Source organism: Mycolicibacterium litorale (genome assembly GCF_010731695.1).
In the GTDB taxonomy this organism is placed as follows: domain Bacteria; phylum Actinomycetota; class Actinomycetes; order Mycobacteriales; family Mycobacteriaceae; genus Mycobacterium; species Mycobacterium litorale.
Genome location: NZ_AP022586.1, coordinates 4,708,092 through 4,728,345, shown reverse-complemented (window position 1 = coordinate 4,728,345; position 20,254 = coordinate 4,708,092). Strand labels below are relative to the sequence as shown.

16 protein-coding genes are annotated in these 20,254 nt (G+C 69.7%); 9 read left to right on the top strand and 7 right to left on the bottom strand.

What is annotated here, in order from left to right:
• Positions 1-30 precede the first annotated feature (30 nt).
• Entirely contained in the window at positions 31-993 is a 963-nt protein-coding gene (locus G6N30_RS22570) for a hypothetical protein (protein WP_234880237.1), read from the bottom strand.
• Between the two features lie 290 nt (positions 994-1,283).
• Here G6N30_RS22570 and G6N30_RS22565 point away from each other — a divergent pair, with 290 nt between their 5' ends.
• From G6N30_RS22565 to rraA, 6 genes are all read left to right on the top strand, one after another.
• Entirely contained in the window at positions 1,284-1,940 is a 657-nt protein-coding gene (locus G6N30_RS22565; protein ID WP_134057291.1) for a DUF6474 family protein, read from the top strand.
• A 22-nt stretch (positions 1,941-1,962) separates the two neighbouring features.
• Positions 1,963-2,487, top strand: coding sequence for a copper resistance CopC family protein (locus tag G6N30_RS22560; RefSeq protein WP_134057293.1), 525 nt, complete (start codon positions 1,963-1,965; stop codon positions 2,485-2,487).
• A complete protein-coding gene (locus tag G6N30_RS22555; RefSeq protein ID WP_179965516.1) occupies positions 2,463-3,413 on the top strand; it encodes a CopD family protein in 951 nt (316 codons plus the stop codon). Before G6N30_RS22560 ends, G6N30_RS22555 begins: the two co-directional genes overlap by 25 nt.
• 68 nt (positions 3,414-3,481) lie before the next feature.
• Positions 3,482-3,961: a hypothetical protein gene (locus G6N30_RS22550; protein ID WP_134057295.1), complete on the top strand. Its 480-nt coding sequence runs from the start codon at positions 3,482-3,484 to the stop codon at positions 3,959-3,961.
• A gap of 45 nt (positions 3,962-4,006) precedes the next feature.
• Entirely contained in the window at positions 4,007-4,771 is a 765-nt protein-coding gene (locus G6N30_RS22545) for a MerR family transcriptional regulator (protein WP_134057297.1), read from the top strand.
• Positions 4,768-5,247 (top strand): ribonuclease E activity regulator RraA, encoded by a 480-nt coding sequence (gene rraA, locus G6N30_RS22540; RefSeq protein ID WP_134057299.1) that lies wholly within the window; start codon positions 4,768-4,770, stop codon positions 5,245-5,247. Before G6N30_RS22545 ends, rraA begins: the two co-directional genes overlap by 4 nt.
• Before the next feature lie 85 nt (positions 5,248-5,332).
• Here rraA and G6N30_RS22535 read toward each other — a convergent pair whose 3' ends face one another.
• Entirely contained in the window at positions 5,333-6,802 is a 1,470-nt protein-coding gene (locus G6N30_RS22535) for a flavin-containing monooxygenase (RefSeq protein WP_134057301.1), read from the bottom strand.
• 76 nt (positions 6,803-6,878) lie between these two features.
• Between G6N30_RS22535 and G6N30_RS22530 the strand changes: the two genes are divergently transcribed.
• The gene (locus tag G6N30_RS22530; RefSeq protein WP_134057303.1) at positions 6,879-7,508 is read left to right on the top strand and encodes a TetR/AcrR family transcriptional regulator; all 630 of its coding nucleotides are present in this window, start codon (positions 6,879-6,881) and stop codon (positions 7,506-7,508) included.
• A 24-nt stretch (positions 7,509-7,532) separates the two neighbouring features.
• Positions 7,533-8,768: a DNA polymerase IV gene (gene dinB / locus G6N30_RS22525; protein ID WP_134057304.1), complete on the top strand. Its 1,236-nt coding sequence runs from the start codon at positions 7,533-7,535 to the stop codon at positions 8,766-8,768.
• Positions 8,769-8,771: 3 nt separating this feature from the next.
• On the opposite strand, the gene G6N30_RS22520 is transcribed toward dinB, so the two are convergent.
• The 3 genes from G6N30_RS22520 to G6N30_RS22510 form a co-directional block, all read right to left on the bottom strand.
• Entirely contained in the window at positions 8,772-11,006 is a 2,235-nt protein-coding gene (locus G6N30_RS22520; protein ID WP_134057306.1) for a catalase, read from the bottom strand.
• 113 nt (positions 11,007-11,119) lie between these two features.
• A complete protein-coding gene (locus G6N30_RS22515; RefSeq protein ID WP_134057308.1) occupies positions 11,120-12,124 on the bottom strand; it encodes a PHP domain-containing protein in 1,005 nt (334 codons plus the stop codon).
• A gap of 15 nt (positions 12,125-12,139) precedes the next feature.
• Positions 12,140-12,706, bottom strand: a complete 567-nt coding sequence (locus G6N30_RS22510) for a TIGR03086 family metal-binding protein (protein ID WP_134057587.1) — start codon at positions 12,704-12,706, stop codon at positions 12,140-12,142.
• Between the two features lie 72 nt (positions 12,707-12,778).
• On the opposite strand from G6N30_RS22510, the gene G6N30_RS22505 reads away from it, so the two are divergent.
• Positions 12,779-13,627, top strand: a complete 849-nt coding sequence (locus G6N30_RS22505; protein ID WP_134057310.1) for an LLM class F420-dependent oxidoreductase — start codon at positions 12,779-12,781, stop codon at positions 13,625-13,627.
• Positions 13,628-14,099: 472 nt separating this feature from the next.
• On the opposite strand, the gene G6N30_RS22500 is transcribed toward G6N30_RS22505, so the two are convergent.
• Positions 14,100-15,566 (bottom strand): glutamate synthase subunit beta, encoded by a 1,467-nt coding sequence (locus G6N30_RS22500; protein WP_134057312.1) that lies wholly within the window; start codon positions 15,564-15,566, stop codon positions 14,100-14,102.
• Complete coding sequence (gene gltB, locus G6N30_RS22495) at positions 15,559-20,172, bottom strand: glutamate synthase large subunit (RefSeq protein WP_134057314.1); 4,614 nt, start codon at positions 20,170-20,172, stop codon at positions 15,559-15,561. The genes G6N30_RS22500 and gltB overlap by 8 nt, the downstream gene beginning before the upstream one ends.
• Positions 20,173-20,254 lie beyond the last annotated feature (82 nt).

Genomic DNA, 20,254 nt, shown 5'->3' with positions numbered 1-20,254 from the left:
GCCGGCCGTTCCCGAAGCGGCCGACGGTGGCTAGTTCATGAACCGGGCGATGCTCTCGGTGCGGACGGCCCGGCCGGCCTTGGCCTGCCGGTATCCGACGAGGCCGCCGAGTCCGGTCAGCATCAGGATTCCCGCGGTGCCGGGGACGGCCACCGCGGCGATCTGCGCGACGCCCGCGGTCCGCAGGTACTCGCCGTATCCGACACGGAAGTTCGCGGGCACGGCCGCGGGGTCGCCGCCGCGCACGGGTGCCTCGGGTGCGCGGGCCGGGGGCCGCTGCGGGGGTGCGCTGCGCGGCGGGGCTTCGGGCGCTCCCGCCCGGGGCGCCGCCCCGCCGCCCCGGGATCCGGATCCGGCCGACCCCGGTGCGCCGATGCCGACCACGGCGGGCAGGCCCACCGGCGGGACGACGATCACCGGAACCGAGATCGGCGCCATCGGCACCACCACCGGAAGGCCCGGCGCGACGTCGACGACGGTGGGGTTCACCGGCCCCGGCTCGTCGAGCTTCGGCGGGAAGCCACCCGGCACGTCGTCGTCGCTGCCGGTGTCCCCCGGCGGTTCCGAGGTGGACGTCTCGGACGACGTCGTCGTGGTGGTCGGTGTCGTGGTGGACGTCGTCGTGGTGGTCGGCGACGTGGTCGGTGTCGTGGTGGTCGGCTCAGTGGTGGTCGCCGCAGTGGTGGTCGGGGTCGAGGGCGTCACGTCGGTCGACGAGGGTGGGCTCGACGGCTGCGCGCTCGTCTCGTCGGAATCGTGCGGCCACCCCCAGCGTGGCAACCGCCAGCCCACCGGCCAGCGGGGCCCGCGGACCGAGGTGCCCGGGTCCTCCGGCCGTTCGGTCTTGGGCGCCCCGGTGTCGCCGGGATTCGGATCCTGTTGCGTCGCTTGGGTTTTGGTGCGATCACCCTCAGGTGCGGTCAGGTCGCGGCCGGCACCGGCGTCGGCACCTGCCGAGGTGGCGCCGCTGTCATCGGAGTCGGCCAGTGCCATCGCTCCGCCCAGGCCCGTGAGTGAAAGGCCGGCGGCCACGAGGCAGGCCGACGCGGCGACGCGTACCCGCGATCCCACCTGTCACCGCCCCTCGCACCCGCCCGAACGGGCATTTCATACCGTTGTGATGATTCTCGCACAATTAGTACGGGGCGTTTGCTAGTGAATGGAATCGGGCGGCCGCCCCCAGGCGCGGCCGCCGCGGCGGTGGCGTCGACCGCTAGGGTTGGACTGCACCGATGCAGCCACGCGCAGGGGCTGTGGATCACCGGACCGGAGGGCAGCTGGGAATGGGTTTGTTCAAGCGACGCAAAAGCCGCGCTACCCGCCGAGCCGAGGCCCGTGCGATCAAGGCGAAGGCGAAGCTGGAAGCCAGGCTGTCGGCCAAGAACGAGGCCCGTCGGTACAAGTCGCAACAGAAGGCCGAGACACGGGCGCTCAAGGCCCAATTGCGCGCCCAGCGGGAGAGTGACCGCAGTGCGCTCAAGGTTGCTGAGATGCAACTCAAGGCTGCCCGCGAAGGCAAGCTCTTCTCCCCCGGCCGCGTCCGGCGCCTGCTCACGGTGGCCCGGCTGCTCGCGCCGATCGCGGTGCCGCTGGTCTACCGCGCCTCGATCGCGGCCCGCGGATTCGCCGACGAGCGGCGCGCCGAGCGCCTCGGGGTGCCGCTGAGCCAGCTCGGGCAGTTCTCCGGAAGCGGCGCCGAACTCTCCGCGCGCATCGCCGGCGCCGAACAGTCCGTGCGGCAGGTCGCGCAGAAGAAGCCCAAGGACGCCGAGACCAAACAGTTCGTCGCCGCGATCACCGAGCGGCTCGGCGACCTGTCGGCGGCCGTCACCGCCGCGGAGAACATGCCGACCGCACGCCGGCGGGCCGCACAGGCCGCCATCGCCGAACAGCTCGACGGCATCGACGCCGACCTGATGGCCCGGCTCGGCGTGGCCTGACCGTTTCGACGAAAGACGTTCCATGCCATTCCTCGTCCACCGGTTCGCGGCTGCGTTCACGGCGGTCGCACTCGTCGTCCTCTCGCTCGTGGGTGCGGGGCACGCCGCCGCGCACGCCGCCGTCATCGGCACCGATCCCGCCGACAAGGCGACGCTGACCGAAGCACCGGCGCGGGTGAGCGCGACGTTCAACGAGGCGATGCAACCGGCCTTCGCCGCGATGACCGTCGTGGGTCCGGACGGAAACCTCTGGTCGACGGGTGCGCCGCAGGTCCAGGACGCGGTGGTGTCCGTCGAGCTGCGGCCCCTCGGACCGGCGGGCACCTACACGGTGAATTACCGCGCCACGTCCGCGGACGGACACGTGGTCACCGGCTCGTGGGCGTTCGAGCTCACCGTCAGCGGCACCGGGACGCCCGGACCGTCGGCCGCACCGCTGGCCCCGCCACCCGCCCCCGGCGACGATCTGCCGGTGTGGCCGTTCATCGTGGGCGCCTGCGCGGCGGTCGGAGCAGCCGCCTGGTGGGCGGCCCGACGCCGGACGTGAATCCGCCGCCCTGGCGGGCGGTGGTCGGCGGCATCGGCGTCATCGCGGCGACGTCGGTCGCGGCGTGGGCGCTCGCGCAGCCGCTGAACTCGCTGAGCGCTACGGCCACCCGCGCCGCCGCGGACTGCGCGGCGATCGTCACCCTCGGCCTCGCGGTGGTCCCCCTGCTCGACACCGGCCGCTACCGCGGCGAGCTGTCCCGGTCGGCGGCGGTGCCGCTGGCCGTGGGCGCGGCGGTCTGGCTGCTGACCGAATTGGTGCGGCTGGTCGTGGTGAGCGCGCAGACCGCGGCGCTGCCCGCCGGGACCGTCGGGGTGGCGACCTACATCGAGTTCATCACCCACACCGCCGCGGGTCGGGCCGGGGCGGTCAGCGCGGTGGCCGCCGCGGTGGTGTGCGGTATGGCGGTCGCGGCGCCCCGCACGACGGCGGTCACGCTCGCCACGGCCGGCATCGCCGCATCAGGGCTCGCCGCCAGGACACTGGCCGGTCATCTCGCGGAGAGCCCGCTGGGCGGGGTGGCGGTCGCGGTGCACGCGCTGGCGGCGGGACTGTGGTGCGGAGCGCTGGTCGGCTTGCTGGCGACGGTGGCCCACCGCGGGCAGTGGGCGCGGGTGCTCCCGAGGTTCTCCACGCTGGCGCTGTGCTGTGTCGGCGCCCTGGTGCTGGCCGGGTTGGCGGGCGCGATGGTCACCGTCGGCTCCCCCGGCGATCTGATCACCACCGGCTACGGCCGGCTCATGACGGCGAAGCTGCTGGTGACAGCCGCGTTGACAGCGCTGGCGTGGCGCAACCGGAGCCGCTGGCTGCCCGCGGCGCGGGGTCACCGCGCGAGCGCCGGGCTGTCGCGGTCGCGGTCGCTGGTGGAGTTGGCGGTGATGACGGTGGCGCTGACGCTGGCCGCGGCGCTGGCCGTCACCGGATGAGCCCGCACGCCGCCTGGCATGATGTAACCACTGTCGCCGACCCCGAATACCGCGAAGGAGCAGCCTCGATGGCCGACCGCCAGGATGGGTTCGACGAGCAGGCCGACACCTCCGGCCGCCCCGCCGAGCCGGCGCCGTCCGCCGATGCCGCACCCCCGGTGAAGAAGACGCCCGCCAAGAAGACGCCCGCGAAGAAGGCGACCGCCAAGAAAACTCCGGCCAAGCAAGCTCCGGCCAAGAAGGCGGCGGCGGCGAAGAAGGCGCCCGCCAAGGCCGTCAAGAAGGCTCCGGCGAAGAAGACCGCGCCGCCCCAGAAACAACCGCCGCCGTCGCCCGCCGACCTGGTCACCGCGAACGGTGACCTCGCCGCCGCGGCCGAGGAGGTCGCGGCGCAGGCGAAGAAGACGGTCGCGACCGCCAGCAATCCGGTGGCCGGTCCGGCACCGGTGCCGGTCGACGGCCCCGATCAGTCCCGGCTGCCGGTCGCCGCGGCGGTGGCCGCGGCCGTGCTCGTGCTGCTCGCGGTCCTCGTCGCACGCCGCCGCTGATTTTCCCTTGACCCTGACGCCACGTCAGGGCCGATAGTGGGCGTCGTGGAAGACACAGCAGCCAGCACGGTAGGCGCGGTCGCCCGGCTCACCGGCGTCTCGGTGCGCACCCTGCACCACTACGACCACATCGGGTTGGTGGTGCCGAGCGTGCGCACCGCCGCGGGGTACCGCGGTTACACCGACGCCGACGTCGAACGGCTGCACCTGGTGCTGGTGTACCGGTCGGTGGGCCTGCCGCTCGACGAGATCCGCACGCTTCTCGACGATCCGCGGGCCGACGTCGTCGCACACCTCGAACGCCAACTCGAGCTGCTGCACGACCGCGCCGACCGCATCCGGCACACCATCAAGGCAGTGGAGGAACTGATGAACGCACGCCGCGAAGGCATCCAGCTGACGGCCCAGGAGCAGGTCGAGATCTTCGGCAGCACCGTCCACAGCGACGAGTACGCGGCCGAGGCCGAGGAGCGCTGGGGCGACACCGACGCGTGGCGGCAGTCCCAGCAGCGGGCGGCCCGGATGACCAAGCAGGACTGGATCGACGTCAAGGCCCACGGTGACGCGCTGCTGGCGGATCTGGCGGCGGCCAAAAGGGCGGGGGTGGCCCCCGGTTCTCCGGAGGCCGACCGGCTGGCGGCGCGCCACCGCGCATCGATCGAGCGGTTCTACGACTGCGACGCCGAGATGCAGCGGTGCCTGGTGCAGATGTATCTGGCCGACGAGCGCTTCACCCGCTACTACGACGACCGGGAGCCGGGGTTGGCCCGGTATCTGCACGATGTGGTCGTCGCTAGCATCGACCGGTGACCATCGAACCCCGCGCCACCGCAGACCTCGTCGACGACATCGGACCGGACGTCCGCAGCTGCGATCTGCAATTGCGCCAGTTCGGCGGGCGGTCCGAGTTCGCGGGCCGGATCACCACCGTGCGGTGTTTCCAGGACAACGCGCTGCTCAAGTCGGTGCTCGCCGAGCCAGGCGACGGTGGGGTCCTGGTGATCGACGGGGACGGCTCGGTACACACCGCTCTGGTCGGCGACGTGATCGCCGCGCTGGGCCGCGACAGCGGGTGGAGCGGGTTGATCATCAACGGCGCGGTGCGTGACGCGTCGACGCTGCGCACCCTCGACATCGGCATCAAGGCCCTGGGCACCAACCCGCGCAAGAGCACGAAAACCGGTGCGGGAGAACGGGATGTGCCGGTCGAGTTCGGCGGTGTGACGTTCACGCCGGGCGATGTCGCCTACAGCGACGACGACGGCATCGTCGTCGTCACCCCGTAGCCCGGCCGACCCGTCTTTCGACTGTGCGGTTTCATCCGCGAAACGCCGTGGCGCGCGGATGAAACCGCACAGTCGACGGGGAGAACTAGACCGAAACCGGCGCGCGGTGCTTGGAGAACTGCAGCGCGTCGTCGTCGACCTTGCCGTTGCGGATGACCCGCAGGTCGACCAGGTAGTTCTGCTTGAGCCGCCACGGCGACTTGGAACCCGACTTCGGGAGCCGGTCGAGGGCGCGCTTGATGTAGCCCGACGTCAGGTCGACGAACGGCATCCGCTCGACGTCGGCACCGGGGTCGCGCGGCACGACGGTGTCGTAGCCCTCGGTGTCCATGTAGGTGAGCAGTCGGCTGACGTACTCCGAGGTGAGGTCGGCCTTCAGCGTCCAGGAGGCGTTGGTGTAGCCGAAGGTGAACGCCGCGTTCGGGATTCCGGAGAGCATCATGCCCTTGTACGCCACAGTGTCAGCGAGGTCCACGGGGGCGCCGTTGCGCAGCACGTCGGCGCCACCGAAGAACTGCACGTTGAGACCCGTTGCGGTGACGATGATGTCGGCATCGAGGCGCTCGCCCGACTTCAGCAGGATGCCGTCGGCGGTGAAGCGCTCGATCGCGTCGGTGACCACGTCGGCCTTACCCTTGCGGATCGCCTTGAAGATGTCGCCGTTCGGGGCGAGGCACACGCGCTGATCCCACGGCTTGTAGCTGGGGCTGAAGTGCTTGTCGTAGTCGTAGCCCTCCGGCAGACGCCGTTCGGCCATGGTGCGCAGCGTCTTGCGGAAAACGTTCGGCATGACGCGGGCCATCTGGTACTGAATCGTGGCCTGCAGGATGGCCTTCCACCGCACCGCGGTGTACGCGGGCTTCTCCGGCAGCAGTCGGTAGGCACGCGCGGCGAACGGATCCTTGTCGGGCAGCGAGCCGATGTAGGTGGGGGTGCGCTGCAGCATCGTGACGTGGCCGGCGCCGCTGTCGATCAGCGCGGGGATCAGCGTGATCGCGGTGGCCCCACTGCCGATGACGACGACGCGCTTGCCCTGGTAGTCGAGATCCTCGGGCCAGTGCTGCGGGTGCACGATGGTGCCGCCGAAGTCGTCGGCGCCGGGGAACTCCGGCGAGTAGCCCTCGTCGTAGTTGTAGTAACCGCTGCAGGCCCACAGGAAGCCGGCGTTGAGCTGGATGGTCTCGCCGTCGCGCTCGACAGTCAGTTCCCAGAGGTTGTCGTCGTCAGACCAGTTGGCGGCGACGAGCCGGTGGCCGTAGCGGATGTGCTTGTCGATGCCGTTCTCGGTGGCGGCCTCGTTGAGGTACTTCCAGATCGAGGGGCCGTCGGCGATGCTCTGGTCGGTGGCCCACGGCTTGAAGTGGAAGCCGAGGGTGTACATGTCGGAGTCCGACCGGATGCCCGGGTACTTGAACAGGTCCCAGGTGCCGCCGAGGTTCTCGCGACGCTCGAGGATCGCGTAGTTCTTGTCGGGGCACTGCCCCTGTAGGTGCCAGGCGGCGCTGATGCCGGAGATCCCGGCTCCGATGATCACTACGTCGACAAATTCGGTCATGCTGTCAAGCTATCAACACAGTGTCGAGTGCGTCAACGGTGTGTCGATAATTTCGACGCGGTGTAAAGTAACGGTCGTGTCCACCGCCAGCGAGACCCGCGCACTGCGCAGCCGCCGGTCCGCCCGCCCGTCGGGTGACGACCGCGAACAGGCCATCCTGGCGACCGCCGAGCGGCTGCTCGAGCGGCGTCCGTTCGCCGAGATCTCGGTCGACGATCTGGCGAAGGGCGCCGGCATCTCGCGCCCGACCTTCTACTTCTACTTCGGCTCCAAAGAAGCCGTCCTGTTGACGCTGTGGGAGCGGGTGATCCGCGAGGCGGACGCCGCGCTCGAGGCCGCCGCTTCGACCACCACCTCGGAGGACGTGTGGCGTCCGGGCATCACGGTGTTCTTCGACACGTTCGGCGCCCACCGCGGCGTCACCGTCGCGGCGTCGAGCTCGGACAACGCCGAAATCCGCGACGTCTTCGCGAAGTTCATGCAGAAGTGGATCGACTTCACCGCGGCGACCATCGAGGCCGAACGCCGCCGCGGCGCCGCTCCCGAGACGCTGCCCGCCCACGACCTCGCCACCGCGCTCAACCTGATGAACGAGCGCACGCTGCTCGCGGCGTTCGCCGCCGAGAACCCGGGCATCCCCGCCGAGCGGGTACTCGACTCGCTGGTGCACGTGTGGACGTGCGCGGTGTACGGAGAATGCCGCTGACGCGTCGGCCCGTCATGCGAACATATGTTCGTGTCGGCTTCAACGCGCGGTCGTGATCAGGCGAGCATCCTGCACGCTGATCTCGACTCGTTCTACGCCTCGGTAGAGCAGCGCGACGATCCCTCGCTGCGGGGCAAGCCGGTGATCGTGGGCGCCGGGGTGGTGCTGGCGGCCTCCTACGAGGCGAAGGCGTTCGGCGTGCGCACCGCGATGGGCGGCCATCAGGCCCGCCGGCTGTGCCCGCAGGCCATCGTGGTCCCACCGCGGATGGCCGCCTACTCCCGGGCCAGCGCCGATGTGTTCGAGGTCTTCCGTGACACCACTCCCCTGGTCGAGCCACTGTCGGTCGACGAGGCGTTCCTCGACGTGTCCGGGCTGGGCCGGGTGTCGGGCACGCCGGTGGAGATCGGCGCACGGCTGCGCGCCCGCGTCCGCGAGGAGGTCGGGCTGCCGATCACCGTGGGGATCGCGCGGACGAAGTTCCTGGCCAAGGTTGCCAGCCAGGAGGGCAAACCGGACGGACTGCTGCTGGTGCCGCCCGACCGCGAGCTGGCGTTCCTGCACCCGTTGCCGGTGCGCCGGCTGTGGGGCGTGGGCGCGAAGACGGCCGAGAAGCTGCGTGCGCACGGCATCGAGACCGTCGCCGACGTCGCCGAGCTCGGGGAGTCGACGCTGGCGTCGATGGTCGGCGGCGCGACGGGACATCAGCTGTATGCGTTGTCGCGCAACATCGATCGCCGCCGGGTGGTGACGGGGGTCCGGCGCCGCTCGGTCGGCGCGCAGCGGGCACTCGGCCGGCGCGGCAATTCGATGTCGGCCGCCGAGGTGGACGCCGTGGTGGTCAACCTCGTCGACCGCATCACCCGGCGGATGCGCAAAGCGGGCCGCACCGGCCGCACCGTCGTCCTGCGGTTGCGGTTCGACGATTTCAGCCGCGTCACCCGAAGTCACACCATGCCGCGGGCCACCGCGTCGACCGAGGCGATCCTCGCCGCGGCGCGCGAACTGGTCGCCGCGGCGGCGCCGGTCATCGCCGAGCGCGGGCTCACCCTGATCGGGTTCGCGGTGTCCAACATCGACCGCGACGGCGCCCAGCAGCTCGAGCTGCCGTTCGGTGACGGCGCGCGCCTGCCGCCTGACGCCGGAGCGCTCGACGCCGCCGTCGACGAGGTGCGCACTCGCTACGGCAATCTGGCCGTCACGCGCGGCGTGCTGCTCGGCCGTGATCCCGGGTTGGAGATGCCGATGCTGCCGGACTGACCGTCAGGCGGGGACGACGCGGCTCCAGACCCGGTGCTCACCGAGGCCTTCGATCAGCGACGCCACCAGTCCCGCCGGATCCGACGCGCTGAGCACGCCTTCGGAATCGGCGCCCACTCCGGACGAGGCGAGCAGATCCGCTCCGTGCGGGAGCACGGCCAGCGCTTTGTAGTGCCGGAACGCCTCGTCGACGAGGATCTTGGCCTGCACGGTGGCGGGTGATCCGGCGAGGACGAGTCCGTCGAACTCGATCGACCGCGCGGTCGCGTAGGTTCGCGAGATCGGCACTCTGCCGCCGTCGTGGTCGAGGGTGCCGCCGTGCGGCGCGATCACCAGGGGCACCAACTTGGCCGCTCCCAGCGCCTCGACCACCGCCGCGACGTCACCGGTGTCTGAGTCCGGCCCGACGAGGACGCCGATCATCCGGCCTTCCACCGGCCAGCGCTCACCGATCTGGGACACCGCCGGGCTGAGCACCGACGGCTCGACCGGCGCGGCGGTGGGTGCGGGTGGCTCCAGACCCAGGCCGGCGGCCACCGTCGCGCACAGGTCGGCGTCGATGTTGGCCAGCGCGGCCAGTTGGCGCTCCTTGATCGCCTTCTCGTAACACTTGCCGAGCTCGAAGGTGTAGGCCTCGGCGACGTGGCGCTGCTCCACCGGACTCAGGCTGCGGTAGAACATCGCGACCTGCGAGAAGTGGTCGTCGTACGACGCCGGTGCGGCCCGCACCTTCGTCGATTCGGCGACGACGGCGGGCACCTCGATGAACGCGCCGGTGTCGGCGCCGGCGAGGAACGGGCAGCCGCCATCGAGTGAATTGGGCCGGTACGGCGCGACGCCGGGATGCACCCCGTGCTGGTGGAAGCCGTCGCGGAACATGTCGTTGACCGGGGCGTGCGGACGGTTGATCGGGATCTGACCGAAGTTCGGTCCACCCAGCCGGGTGAGCTGGGTGTCGAGGTAGGAGAACAACCGCGCCTGCAGCAGCGGATCGTCGGTGACGTCGATGCCCGGCACCAGATGGCCTGGGTGGAACGCCACCTGTTCGGTCTCGGCGAAGAAGTTGGTGGGGTTGCGGTTGAGCTGCATGGTCCCGATCAGTTGCACCGGCGCCAGTTCCTCGGGCACGATCTTGGTCGGGTCGAGCAGATCGATGCCCTCGAACATGTGGTCCGGGCTATCGGGCATCACCTGCACGCCGAGATCCCACTCCGGGTAGGCGCCCTTCTCGATCGCGTCGGCCAGGTCGCGGCGGTGCAGGTCGGGGTCGACGCCTGCGGCGATCTGGGCCTCCTCCCAGACCAGCGAATGCACGCCGAGGCGCGGCTTCCAGTGGAACTTCACCAGAGATGTCGTCCCGTCCGGACCGGTCAGCCGGAAGGTGTGGACGCCGAAGCCCTCCATCATCCGGTAGGACCGCGGGATGCCACGGTCGGACATGTTCCACATCGTGTGCGCCTGGGCCTCGGTGTGCAGCGACACGAAATCCCAGAAGGTGTCGTGCGCGCTCTGGGCCTGCGGGATCTCCCGGTCTGGGTGCGGTTTGGCGGCGTGGACGACGTCCGGGAACTTGATGCCGTCTTGGATGAAGAACACCGGGATGTTGTTGCCGACAAGGTCGAACGTGCCTTCGTCGGTGTAGAACTTGGTGGCGAACCCCCGGGTGTCGCGGACGGTGTCGGCCGATCCGCGCGAACCCAGCACCGTCGAAAACCGAACGAACACATCGGTTTCCGCGCCGGACCTCAGGAATCCCGCCTTGCAGATCTTCTCGGCGGCACCGTTACCGCGGAACACGCCGTGCGCCGCGGCGCCGCGGGCGTGCACCGCGCGCTCCGGGATGCGCTCGTGGTCGAAATGCATGATCTTCTCCCGCAGGTGGTGGTCCTGCAGGAGCGTCGGCCCGCGTTCGCCGGCCTTGAGGGAGTGGTCGGTGTCGTAGAGGCGGGCACCCTGGGCGGTGGTGAGGTATTCCCCCTGCTGGCCGCGCGCGGTGTGCCCACCACCGACGGAAAGGCCGGTGGCCGTACGTAAATCGGGTCCGCCCTGGTCGGGCTTGGGAGGCAGCGGTTCTCGCGGGGTGGTGGGTTCCTGCAGTGACGGCGGCTGCGAGCCCGGCGCACCCGGGATATAGCTCGGGCTGTGCTGCTGCAGCCGCTCAGCGGCTTCTTTGACTTTGTCCTTGGCGTCTTTGACGACGCTCTTGATGGTCTCTTTCGCCCCGCGGTCTTCCGCCATTTCGTCCCCTTCGATCGGCTGACGGGGTGAGACCCGGGCACGCTTCACGAACCCGTCGTCACCCAGCCCCCGGCGACTTCCCCCAAGCCGTCCGGACTAAACGCCGCCCGCGGTCAGGCCCCGGTCCACTGCAGCAGCCGCTCGGCCGGCCAGGTGTTGACGATCCGGTCGACCGGCACCCCGGCGTCGAGTGCGCGCTGCGCGCCGTAGCCGAGGAAGTCGAGCTGTCCCGGGGCGTGGGAGTCGGTGTCGATCGAGAACACACAGCCGATCTGCAGGGCGAGTTCGAGCAGCCTGGTCGGCGGGTCGCGCCGCTCGGGCCGGGAGTTGATCTCCACCGCGGTGCCGTGGTCGCGGCACGCGGTGAAGACCTTCTCGGCGTCGAACTTCGACTCCGGACGGACCCCCCGGTTGCCGGTGACCAGCCGGCCGGTGCAGTGTCCGAGCACGTCGGTGTGCGGGTTCGCGACGGCCTTGAGCATGCGCCGCGTCATCGCCGTGGCCTCCATCGACAGCTTCGAATGCACACTGGCCACCACCACGTCGAGACGCTCGAGCAGTTCGTCCTCCTGGTCCAGCGAGCCGTCTTCGAGGATGTCGACCTCGATGCCGGTCAGGATACGAAGCGGCGCAACGGTTTCGCGAAGCTCGTCGATCACGTCGAGCTGTTTGCGCAGCCGGTCCGGCGACAGTCCGTTGGCGATGGTCAGCCGCGGCGAGTGGTCGGTGAGCGCGCAGTACTCGTGGCCGAGGTCGCGGGCGGCCAGCATCATCTCCTCGATGGGCGCCGAGCCGTCGGACCAGTTGGAGTGGACGTGCAGATCCCCCTTGAGTGCCGCGCGGATCTCCCCGCCGCCGAGATCGGTTGCGTTCTCCCGCAATTCGACGAGCACGTCGGGTTCGCGCCCGGCCCAGGCCTGGGCGATCACCTTGGCCGTCTTGGGGCCGATTCCGGGCAGCGACTGCCAGGTGTTGGCGGTGCCGTGGCGTTCCCGTTCGGCGTCGGTGAGCCGCTCGACCACGTCGGCGGCGTTGCGGTAGGCCATCACCCGCCGGGAGTCCTCACGGGCGCGGTCCTTGTAGTACGCGATCTGACGGAGCGCGGTGACGGGATCCATGCTCCCAGTGTGCCCTCAGTGCGGGCGCCACCGAGGGTCGCGGCCGCTGAGCCCCACGATGCGGTCGATCGCCGGCGCGTCGTCGGGGACCGGCACGGCTCGACCGAACATCCCCTCCGTCCCTGCAGGATCGAACTGGCCGAGGTATGCGAGGCAGACCTGCGCAGTGGTCGCATCGCAGTCGTAGGGCTGACCGCTCGCCGCGGCGACATCCCAGCCGTGGACGACGACCTCGGTGAGGGCGACGAGGCCGGCGACCTCGCCCGGCAGGTCGATCCCGCCGGCGCGCGTCATTCCCGTCCACGCCTCGGCGGAGCGCCACGCGTCCGCGAGTTCGGTGAGGTGTCGCGGATAGGCGCTGCGCCAGTCGTCCTCGGGCGGCCCGGGCTGGGGCGGGGTGTCGGTCCACTCGCCGAAGTCCTTGCGTGCGGCCGCGGTGAACGCTCTTGCCAGGTCGCCGACGTGCGCAAGGAGTTCACTCAACCGCATTCCGTCGCATGGTGTCGCCCTGTCGAGCAGTTCGTCGGGCACGTTCATGACGGCATCGGCGGTGCGCCGACAGGCAGGGCTGAGGTCGTTCATGCCCATACCGACTCGTGTCCTCCTCAGAACTCATCGCGCGACTGCCAGGGATCCGGACTACCGTTGGACGACGTGCGATTCGCTTTCAAGACCTCACCGCAGAACACCACCTGGGCCGAGATGCTGCCGATCTGGCAGACCGCCGACGGAATCGACGTCTTCGAGTCCGGCTGGACGTTCGACCACTTCTATCCGATCTTCTCCGACTCGACGGGCCCATGCCTGGAGGGCTGGATCACGCTGACCGCGCTGGCGCAGGCGACGACGCGGCTGCGCGTCGGTGTCCTCGTCACCGGCATCCACTACCGCCACCCCGCGGTGCTCGCCAACATGGCCTCCGCGCTCGACATCGTCAGCAACGGCCGGCTCGAGCTGGGCATCGGCGCGGGCTGGAACGAGGAGGAGTCGGGCGCCTACGGCATCGAGCTGGGTTCCATCAAGGAGCGGTTCGACCGCTTCGAGGAGGCCTGCGAGGTGCTGACCGGGCTGCTCTCGCAGGAGACGACGACCTTCGACGGCAAGTACTACCAGCTCAAGGACGCCCGCAACGAGCCGAAGGGCCCGCAGCAGCCCCACCCGCCGATATGCATCGGCGGCAGTGGCGAGAAGCGGACTCTGCGCATCACCGCGCGCTGGGCCCAGCACTGGAACTTCGTCGGCGGCCCGCCGGAGGAGTTCGCGCGCAAACGCGACGTGCTGGCGTCGCACTGCGCGGACATCGGGCGCGATCCGAAGGAGATCATGCTGTCGGCCCACGTCCGGCTGGGCGAGGACCGGGATTACGCGAAGGTGGTCGACGAGGCGGCGGCGCTGGGCGCCGAGGGTCTCGACCTCGCGATCGTCTATCTGCCGCCGCCGTATGACCCGGCCGTGCTGGAGCCGCTCGCGGAGGCGATCAGGGATTCCGGGCTCGCGACATAGCTGGTCACGAATAGGTCACGATTGGGCAAATCTCGGGTGGCGGCGCGGCGCGTCCGCGCCTCCTCCGGGTTCCGCTTAGCTAGACGCCGTAGCGCATCAGCTCTGCAGCGGTGATGAGCCGCTCCTGCTTGGCGGGGAACTCGCGGCTCTTGACGGGGTGTCGGAACAATGACCAGGCGATTCGACCCACCCGGGACCGGGTTATCGGGTTGATGTACACGGTGATCACTCCTGCGATATACCAATAGCTGACCGTGGGCCACCTTATCGCAATACCCACATCAAGTCATTAGAGACCGCAGCCGCGGCAAAGGCCGACAGGCGCGCCGTGTGTGGGGCGCCTGTTTCTGCTGCGACTGGTGTGACTTTTCGCCCTCCCCAGGCCGCCGCGATTGTGCGACGCCATACGCGACACGCCGAGGTGACCGTATGAAACCGCACAATCGCGCTACGACGCGCTAGGACGCGCGACTCAGCGCTGGGGAGCCGCCGTCGGCTTGATCGGGGCCGGCAGCGCGCTCTTGCCCATCAGGTATCGGTCGACGCCGGCGGCCGCGGCCCGGCCCTCGGCGATCGCCCACACGATCAGCGACTGCCCGCGGCCCATGTCGCCGGCCACGAAGACGCCGGGCACCGAGGTGGCGAAGTTGCCGTCGCGCGCGACGTTGCCGCGGTCGGTGAACTCCACCTTGAGGTCGGTCAGCAGACCTTCCTTCTCGGGGCCGACGAAGCCCATCGCGAGCAGCACCAGGTCGGCCTCGAGTTCGAAGTCGGAGCCCTCGATCTTCTCGAACTTCCCGGCCTTCATCTCGACCTCGTGCACCTTGAGCGACGTCACGTGGCCGTCCTTGCCGCAGAACTCCTCGGTGTTGACCGAGAAGACGCGCTCGCCGCCCTCTTCGTGCGCCGAGGCGACCCGGTACATCAGCGGATAGGTCGGCCACGGGGTGCTGTCGGCACGCGTCTCCGGCGGCCGCGGCATGATCTCGAACTGGTGCACGCTGACCGCGCCCTGCCGGTGCGAGGTGCCCAGGCAGTCCGCGCCGGTGTCGCCGCCGCCGATGATGACGACGCGCTTGCCCTTCGCGGTGATCGGGGGCTCGCCGTCGTCACCGACGACCGGGTCACCCAGCTGCACGCGGTTGGCCCACGGCAGGAACTCCATCGCCTGGTGGATGCCGTCGAGCTCACGGCCCGGGATCGGCAGGTCGCGCCATGCGGTGGCACCGCCCGCCAACACCACCGCGTCGAACTCCGAACGCAGCTGGGCGACGGAGATGTCGACGCCGACGTTGACACCGGTGCGGAACTGGGTGCCTTCGGCCTCCATCTGTTCCAGCCGGCGGTCGATGTGGTGCTTCTCCATCTTGAACTCGGGGATGCCATAGCGCAGCAGGCCGCCGATGCGGTCGGCCCGCTCGAACACCGTGACGGTGTGGCCGGCGCGCGTCAGCTGTTGCGCGGCGGCCAGGCCGGCGGGCCCGGAGCCCACGACGGCGACCTTCTTACCGGTCAGCCGGTCCGGCGGCAGCGGGACGACCCAGCCCTCGTCGAAGGCGTTGTCGATGATCTCGACCTCGACCTGCTTGATGGTCACCGGATCCTGGTTGATGCCGAGCACGCATGCGGCCTCGCACGGCGCCGGGCACAGCCGCCCGGTGAACTCCGGGAAGTTGTTGGTCGCGTGCAGCCGCTCGATCGCGTCGCGCCACCGGTCCTTGAAGACCAGGTCGTTCCACTCGGGGATCAGGTTCCCGAGCGGACAGCCGTTGTGGCAGAACGGGATCCCGCAGTCCATGCAGCGGGCGGCCTGGGTCTGCAGCGTCTCGTGGGAGAAGTCCTCGTAGACCTCTTTCCAGTCGCGCAGCCGCAGGGGCACCGGCCGGCGCTGCGGGAGTTCACGATGGGTGTACTTGAGAAAACCGCGGGGATCAGCCACTTGCGGCCGCCATGATTGCCTCGTTCTTGTCGGCGCCGGTGCGTTCCGCCTCGGCGATGGCGGCCAGCACGCGCTTGAAGTCGCGCGGCATGACCTTGACGAATAGCTTCAACTCTTCTTCCCAGTTGTTCAGGACCCTTGCGCCGACCGCGGAATCGGTGGCGTCGACGTGGGCCTGCAGCATGCCCCGCAGCCAGGTGGCGTCCTCCTCGTCGAGGACGTCCAGCTCCACCATCTCGGCGTTGACGCTTTCGGCCAGCGCGCCGGCGGGATCGTAGACATAGGCCATGCCGCCGGACATGCCCGCCGCGAAGTTGCGGCCGGTCGGGCCGAGGATGACCACCTTGCCGCCGGTCATGTACTCGCAGCCGTGGTCACCGACGCCTTCGACGACGGCGACGGCGCCGGAGTTGCGGACGGCGAAGCGCTCGCCGACTTGACCGCGCAGGAACATCTCACCGCTCGTCGCGCCGAAGAGCACCACGTTGCCCGCGATGATGTTGTCCTCGGCGACGTAGTCGACGGGGGCGTTCTCGGCGGGACGGACCACGACGCGACCGCCCGAGAGTCCCTTGCCCACATAGTCGTTCGCGTCGCCGTAGACCCGCAGCGTGATGCCCTTGGGCACGAACGCGCCGAAGCTGTTGCCGGCCGATCCGTCGAACGTGATGTCGATGGTGCCGTCCGGGAGTCCCTGTCCGCCATAGGCTTTGGTCACCTCGTGGCCGAGCATGGTGCCGACCGTGCGGTTGACGTTGGCGATGGTGGTCGAGAACTTGACCGGCGTGCCGGAGTCGAGCGCCTCGCGGCACATCACGATGAGCTGCTGGTCGAGCGCCTTGTCCAGGCCGTGGTCCTGGCGCGAACTGCAGTACAGGTCCTGGTTCATGAACGCCGACTCGGGCTCGTGCAGCACCGGCGACAGGTCCAGCTTGTGGGCCTTCCAGTGCTCGGCCGCCTTCGTCGTGTCGAGCACACCGACCTGGCCGACCATCTCGTTGACCGTGCGGAACCCCAGCTGCGCCATGGTCTCGCGGACTTCCTCGGCGATGAACATGAAGAAGTTCTCGACGAATTCCGGCTTGCCGTTGAACCGCTCGCGCAGCACCGGGTTCTGGGTGGCCACACCGACCGGGCAGGTGTCGAGGTGGCAGACGCGCATCATGATGCAGCCGGACACCACCAGCGGCGCGGTCGCGAAGCCGAACTCCTCGGCGCCGAGCAGCGCGGCGATCACCACGTCACGGCCGGTCTTGAGCTGACCGTCGACCTGCACCACGATGCGGTCGCGAAGACCGTTGAGCAGCAACGTTTGCTGCGTCTCGGCCAGGCCCAGCTCCCACGGCGCACCCGCGTGCTTCATCGACGTCAGCGGGGTGGCGCCGGTGCCGCCGTCGTGCCCGGAGATCAGCACCACGTCGGCGTGTGCCTTCGACACGCCCGCGGCCACCGTTCCCACTCCGTTTTCGCTGACCAGCTTGACGTGCACGCGGGCCTGCGGGTTGGCGTTCTTCAGGTCGTGGATCAGCTGCGCGAGATCCTCGATCGAGTAGATGTCGTGGTGCGGCGGCGGCGAGATCAACCCGACGCCCGGCGTGGAGTGCCGCACCTCGGCCACCCACGGGTACACCTTGTGGCCCGGGAGTTGGCCGCCCTCACCGGGTTTCGCACCCTGGGCCATCTTGATCTGGATGTCCGTGCAGTTCGACAGGTAGTGGCTGGTCACCCCGAAGCGGCCGGACGCCACCTGCTTGATCGCGCTGCGCCGCCAGTCGCCGTTCTCGTCGCGGTCGAACCGGCTGACGTTCTCGCCGCCCTCACCGGAGTTCGACCGGCCGCCGAGCCGGTTCATCGCGATGGCCAGCGTTTCGTGCGCCTCGGCCGAGATCGAGCCGTAGCTCATCGCACCGGTGGAGAACCGCTTGACGATCTCACTGGCCGGCTCCACCTCGTCGATCGGGATGGGCTGGCGCACACCGTCTTTGAAGGTCAGCAGCCCGCGCAGCGACGCCATCCGCTCGGACTGGTCGTCGATGAGCTTGGTGTACTCCTTGAAGATCGAGTACTGCCCGGTGCGGGTGGAGTGCTGCAGCTTGAACACCGTGTCGGGGTTGAACAGGTGGTACTCACCCTCACGGCGCCACTGGTATTCGCCACCGACCTCGAGTTCGCGGTGCGCCCGCTCGTCGGGCCGGTCGAGGTAGGCCAGCGCGTGGCGGGCGGCGACCTCGGCGGCGATGTCGTCGAGGTCGATACCGCCGGTCGGGCAGCTCAGCCCGGTGAAGTACTCGTCGAGCACCTGCTGGTTGATGCCGATGGCCTGGAACAGCTGGGCGCCGGTGTAGGACGCCAGCGTCGAGATGCCCATCTTGGACATCACCTTCAGCACGCCCTTGCCCGCCGCCTTGACGTAGTTGGCCTTGGCCTGGTCGCTGCTGATTCCGGTGATGACCCCGCGGTCGACCATGTCCTCGATCGACTCGAACGCCATGTACGGGTTGATGGCGGCGGCACCGAAGCCGCACAGTGCGGCCATGTGGTGCACCTCGCGGGCGTCGCCGGCCTCGACGACCAGCCCGACCTGGGTGCGGGTGCGTTCGCGCACGAGGTGGTGGTGCACGGCGGACACGCTCAGCAGCGACGGGATCGGCGCCATCTGCTCGTCGGATTCGCGGTCGGACAGCACGATGATGCGCGCGCCTTCGCGGATGGCCGCCGAGACCTTGGCGCGGACGTTGTTCAGCGCCTCCTTGAGGCCCTGGCCACCGCGGTTGACCGGGTACAGGCAGCGGATCACCGCGGCGCGCATGCCGTGCTTGTGGCCGCGGATCTCGTGGTCGGGGTCGACGCAGATCAGCTTCGACAGTTCGGCGTTGCGCAGGATCGGCTGCGGCAGCACGATCTGGCGGCAGGATTCGGCCGTCGGGTTGAGCAGATCGCCCTCGGGGCCGATGACGCCCTGCAGGCTGGTCACCACCTCTTCGCGGATCGCGTCCAGCGGCGGGTTCGTCACCTGGGCGAACAGCTGCTGGAAGTAGTCGAACAGCATCCGCGGCCGCTGCGAGAGCACGGCGACCGGTGTGTCGGTGCCCATCGAGCCGATCGGCTCGGCGCCGGTGCGCGCCATCGGCGCGACGAGCAGGTTGAGCTCCTCGTAGGTGTAGCCGAAAGCCTGCTGGCGCAGCACCACCCGGTGGTGCGGCATGCGGACGTAATCGCCCGGCGGCAGCTCCTCGAGCTGGAACAGCCCAGCCTCGAGCCAGTCGCCGTAGGGGTGCTCCGCGGCCAGTTCGGTCTTGATCTCCTCGTCGGAGACGATGCGGCCCTGAGCGGTGTCGACGAGGAACATCCGGCCCGGCTGCAGGCGCATCTTCTGCACGACGGTCGACGGGTCGAGGTCGAGCACGCCGGCCTCGGACGCCATCACGACCAGACCGTCGTCGGTGACCCAGATCCGCGACGGGCGCAGACCGTTGCGGTCGAGCACGGCGCCGATCACGGTGCCGTCGGTGAAGCACACCGCAGCCGGGCCGTCCCACGGTTCCATCAGCGAGGCGTGGTAGCGGTAGAAGTCGCGCCGCGCCGGGTCCATCGACTCGTGGCGCTCCCAGGCCTCGGGGATCATCATCAGCACGGCGTGGGGCAGGCTGCGGCCGCCGAGATGCAGCAGTTCGAGCACCTCGTCGAACCGCGCGGTGTCCGACGCGCCGGGCGTACAGACGGGCACGATCTTGTCGAGGTCGGCGCGGGTGCCGAACACGTCGGTGCGGATCAGCGCCTCGCGGGCGCGCATCCAGTTCTCGTTGCCGGTGACGGTGTTGATCTCGCCGTTGTGCGCGACGCGCCGGAACGGATGCGCCAGCGGCCACGACGGGAACGTGTTCGTGGAGAAGCGGGAGTGCACGATGCCCAGCGCGCTGGTCATCCGCTCGTCCTGCAGATCCAAATAGAAAGCCCGCAGCTGCGGGGTGGTCAGCATGCCCTTGTAGACGAAGGTCTGCCCGCTCAGGCTCGGGAAGTAGACCGTCTCGCGGCCCGGGCCGTCCTGGCCGGGCCCCTTAGTGCCCAACTCGTGTTCGGCGCGCTTGCGGACCACGTAGGCACGGCGTTCGAGCTCCATGTCCGACGCGCCCAGCATCTTCCCGTCGCTCCGCTCGCCCAGGCCGAGGAAGACCTGCCGGAACGTCGGCATCGCGTCGCGCGCCAGTGCGCCGAGCGACGAATCGTCGGTCGGCACGTCGCGCCAGCCGAGCACCGTGAGCCCCTCGGCCTCGGCGATCTTCTCGACCTGCTCGCAGGCGGTCGCGGCGTCCTTCGACGACTGCGGCAGGAACGCGATGCCGGTGGCGTAGCTGCCCGCCTCGGGCAGGTCGAAGTCGACCACGGCGCGGAAGAAGTCGTCGGGGACCTGCAGCAGGATGCCCGCACCGTCGCCGGTGTTCGGTTCGGCGCCCTGGGCACCGCGGTGCTCCAGGTTGAGCAGGGCCGTGATGGCCTTGTCGACGATGTCGCGGCTGCGACGGCCGTGCATGTCCGCCACCATCGCCACGCCACACGAGTCGTGCTCGTACGCGGGGTTGTACAGCCCTTGAATCCTGGGCGCCATTCCCACCTGACCCTTACTCTCGAACCTTCGGCGAAGCTTCAGCACCGCTGCCGTCTGCGACGGCGTGAGCCGACGGGGCGGA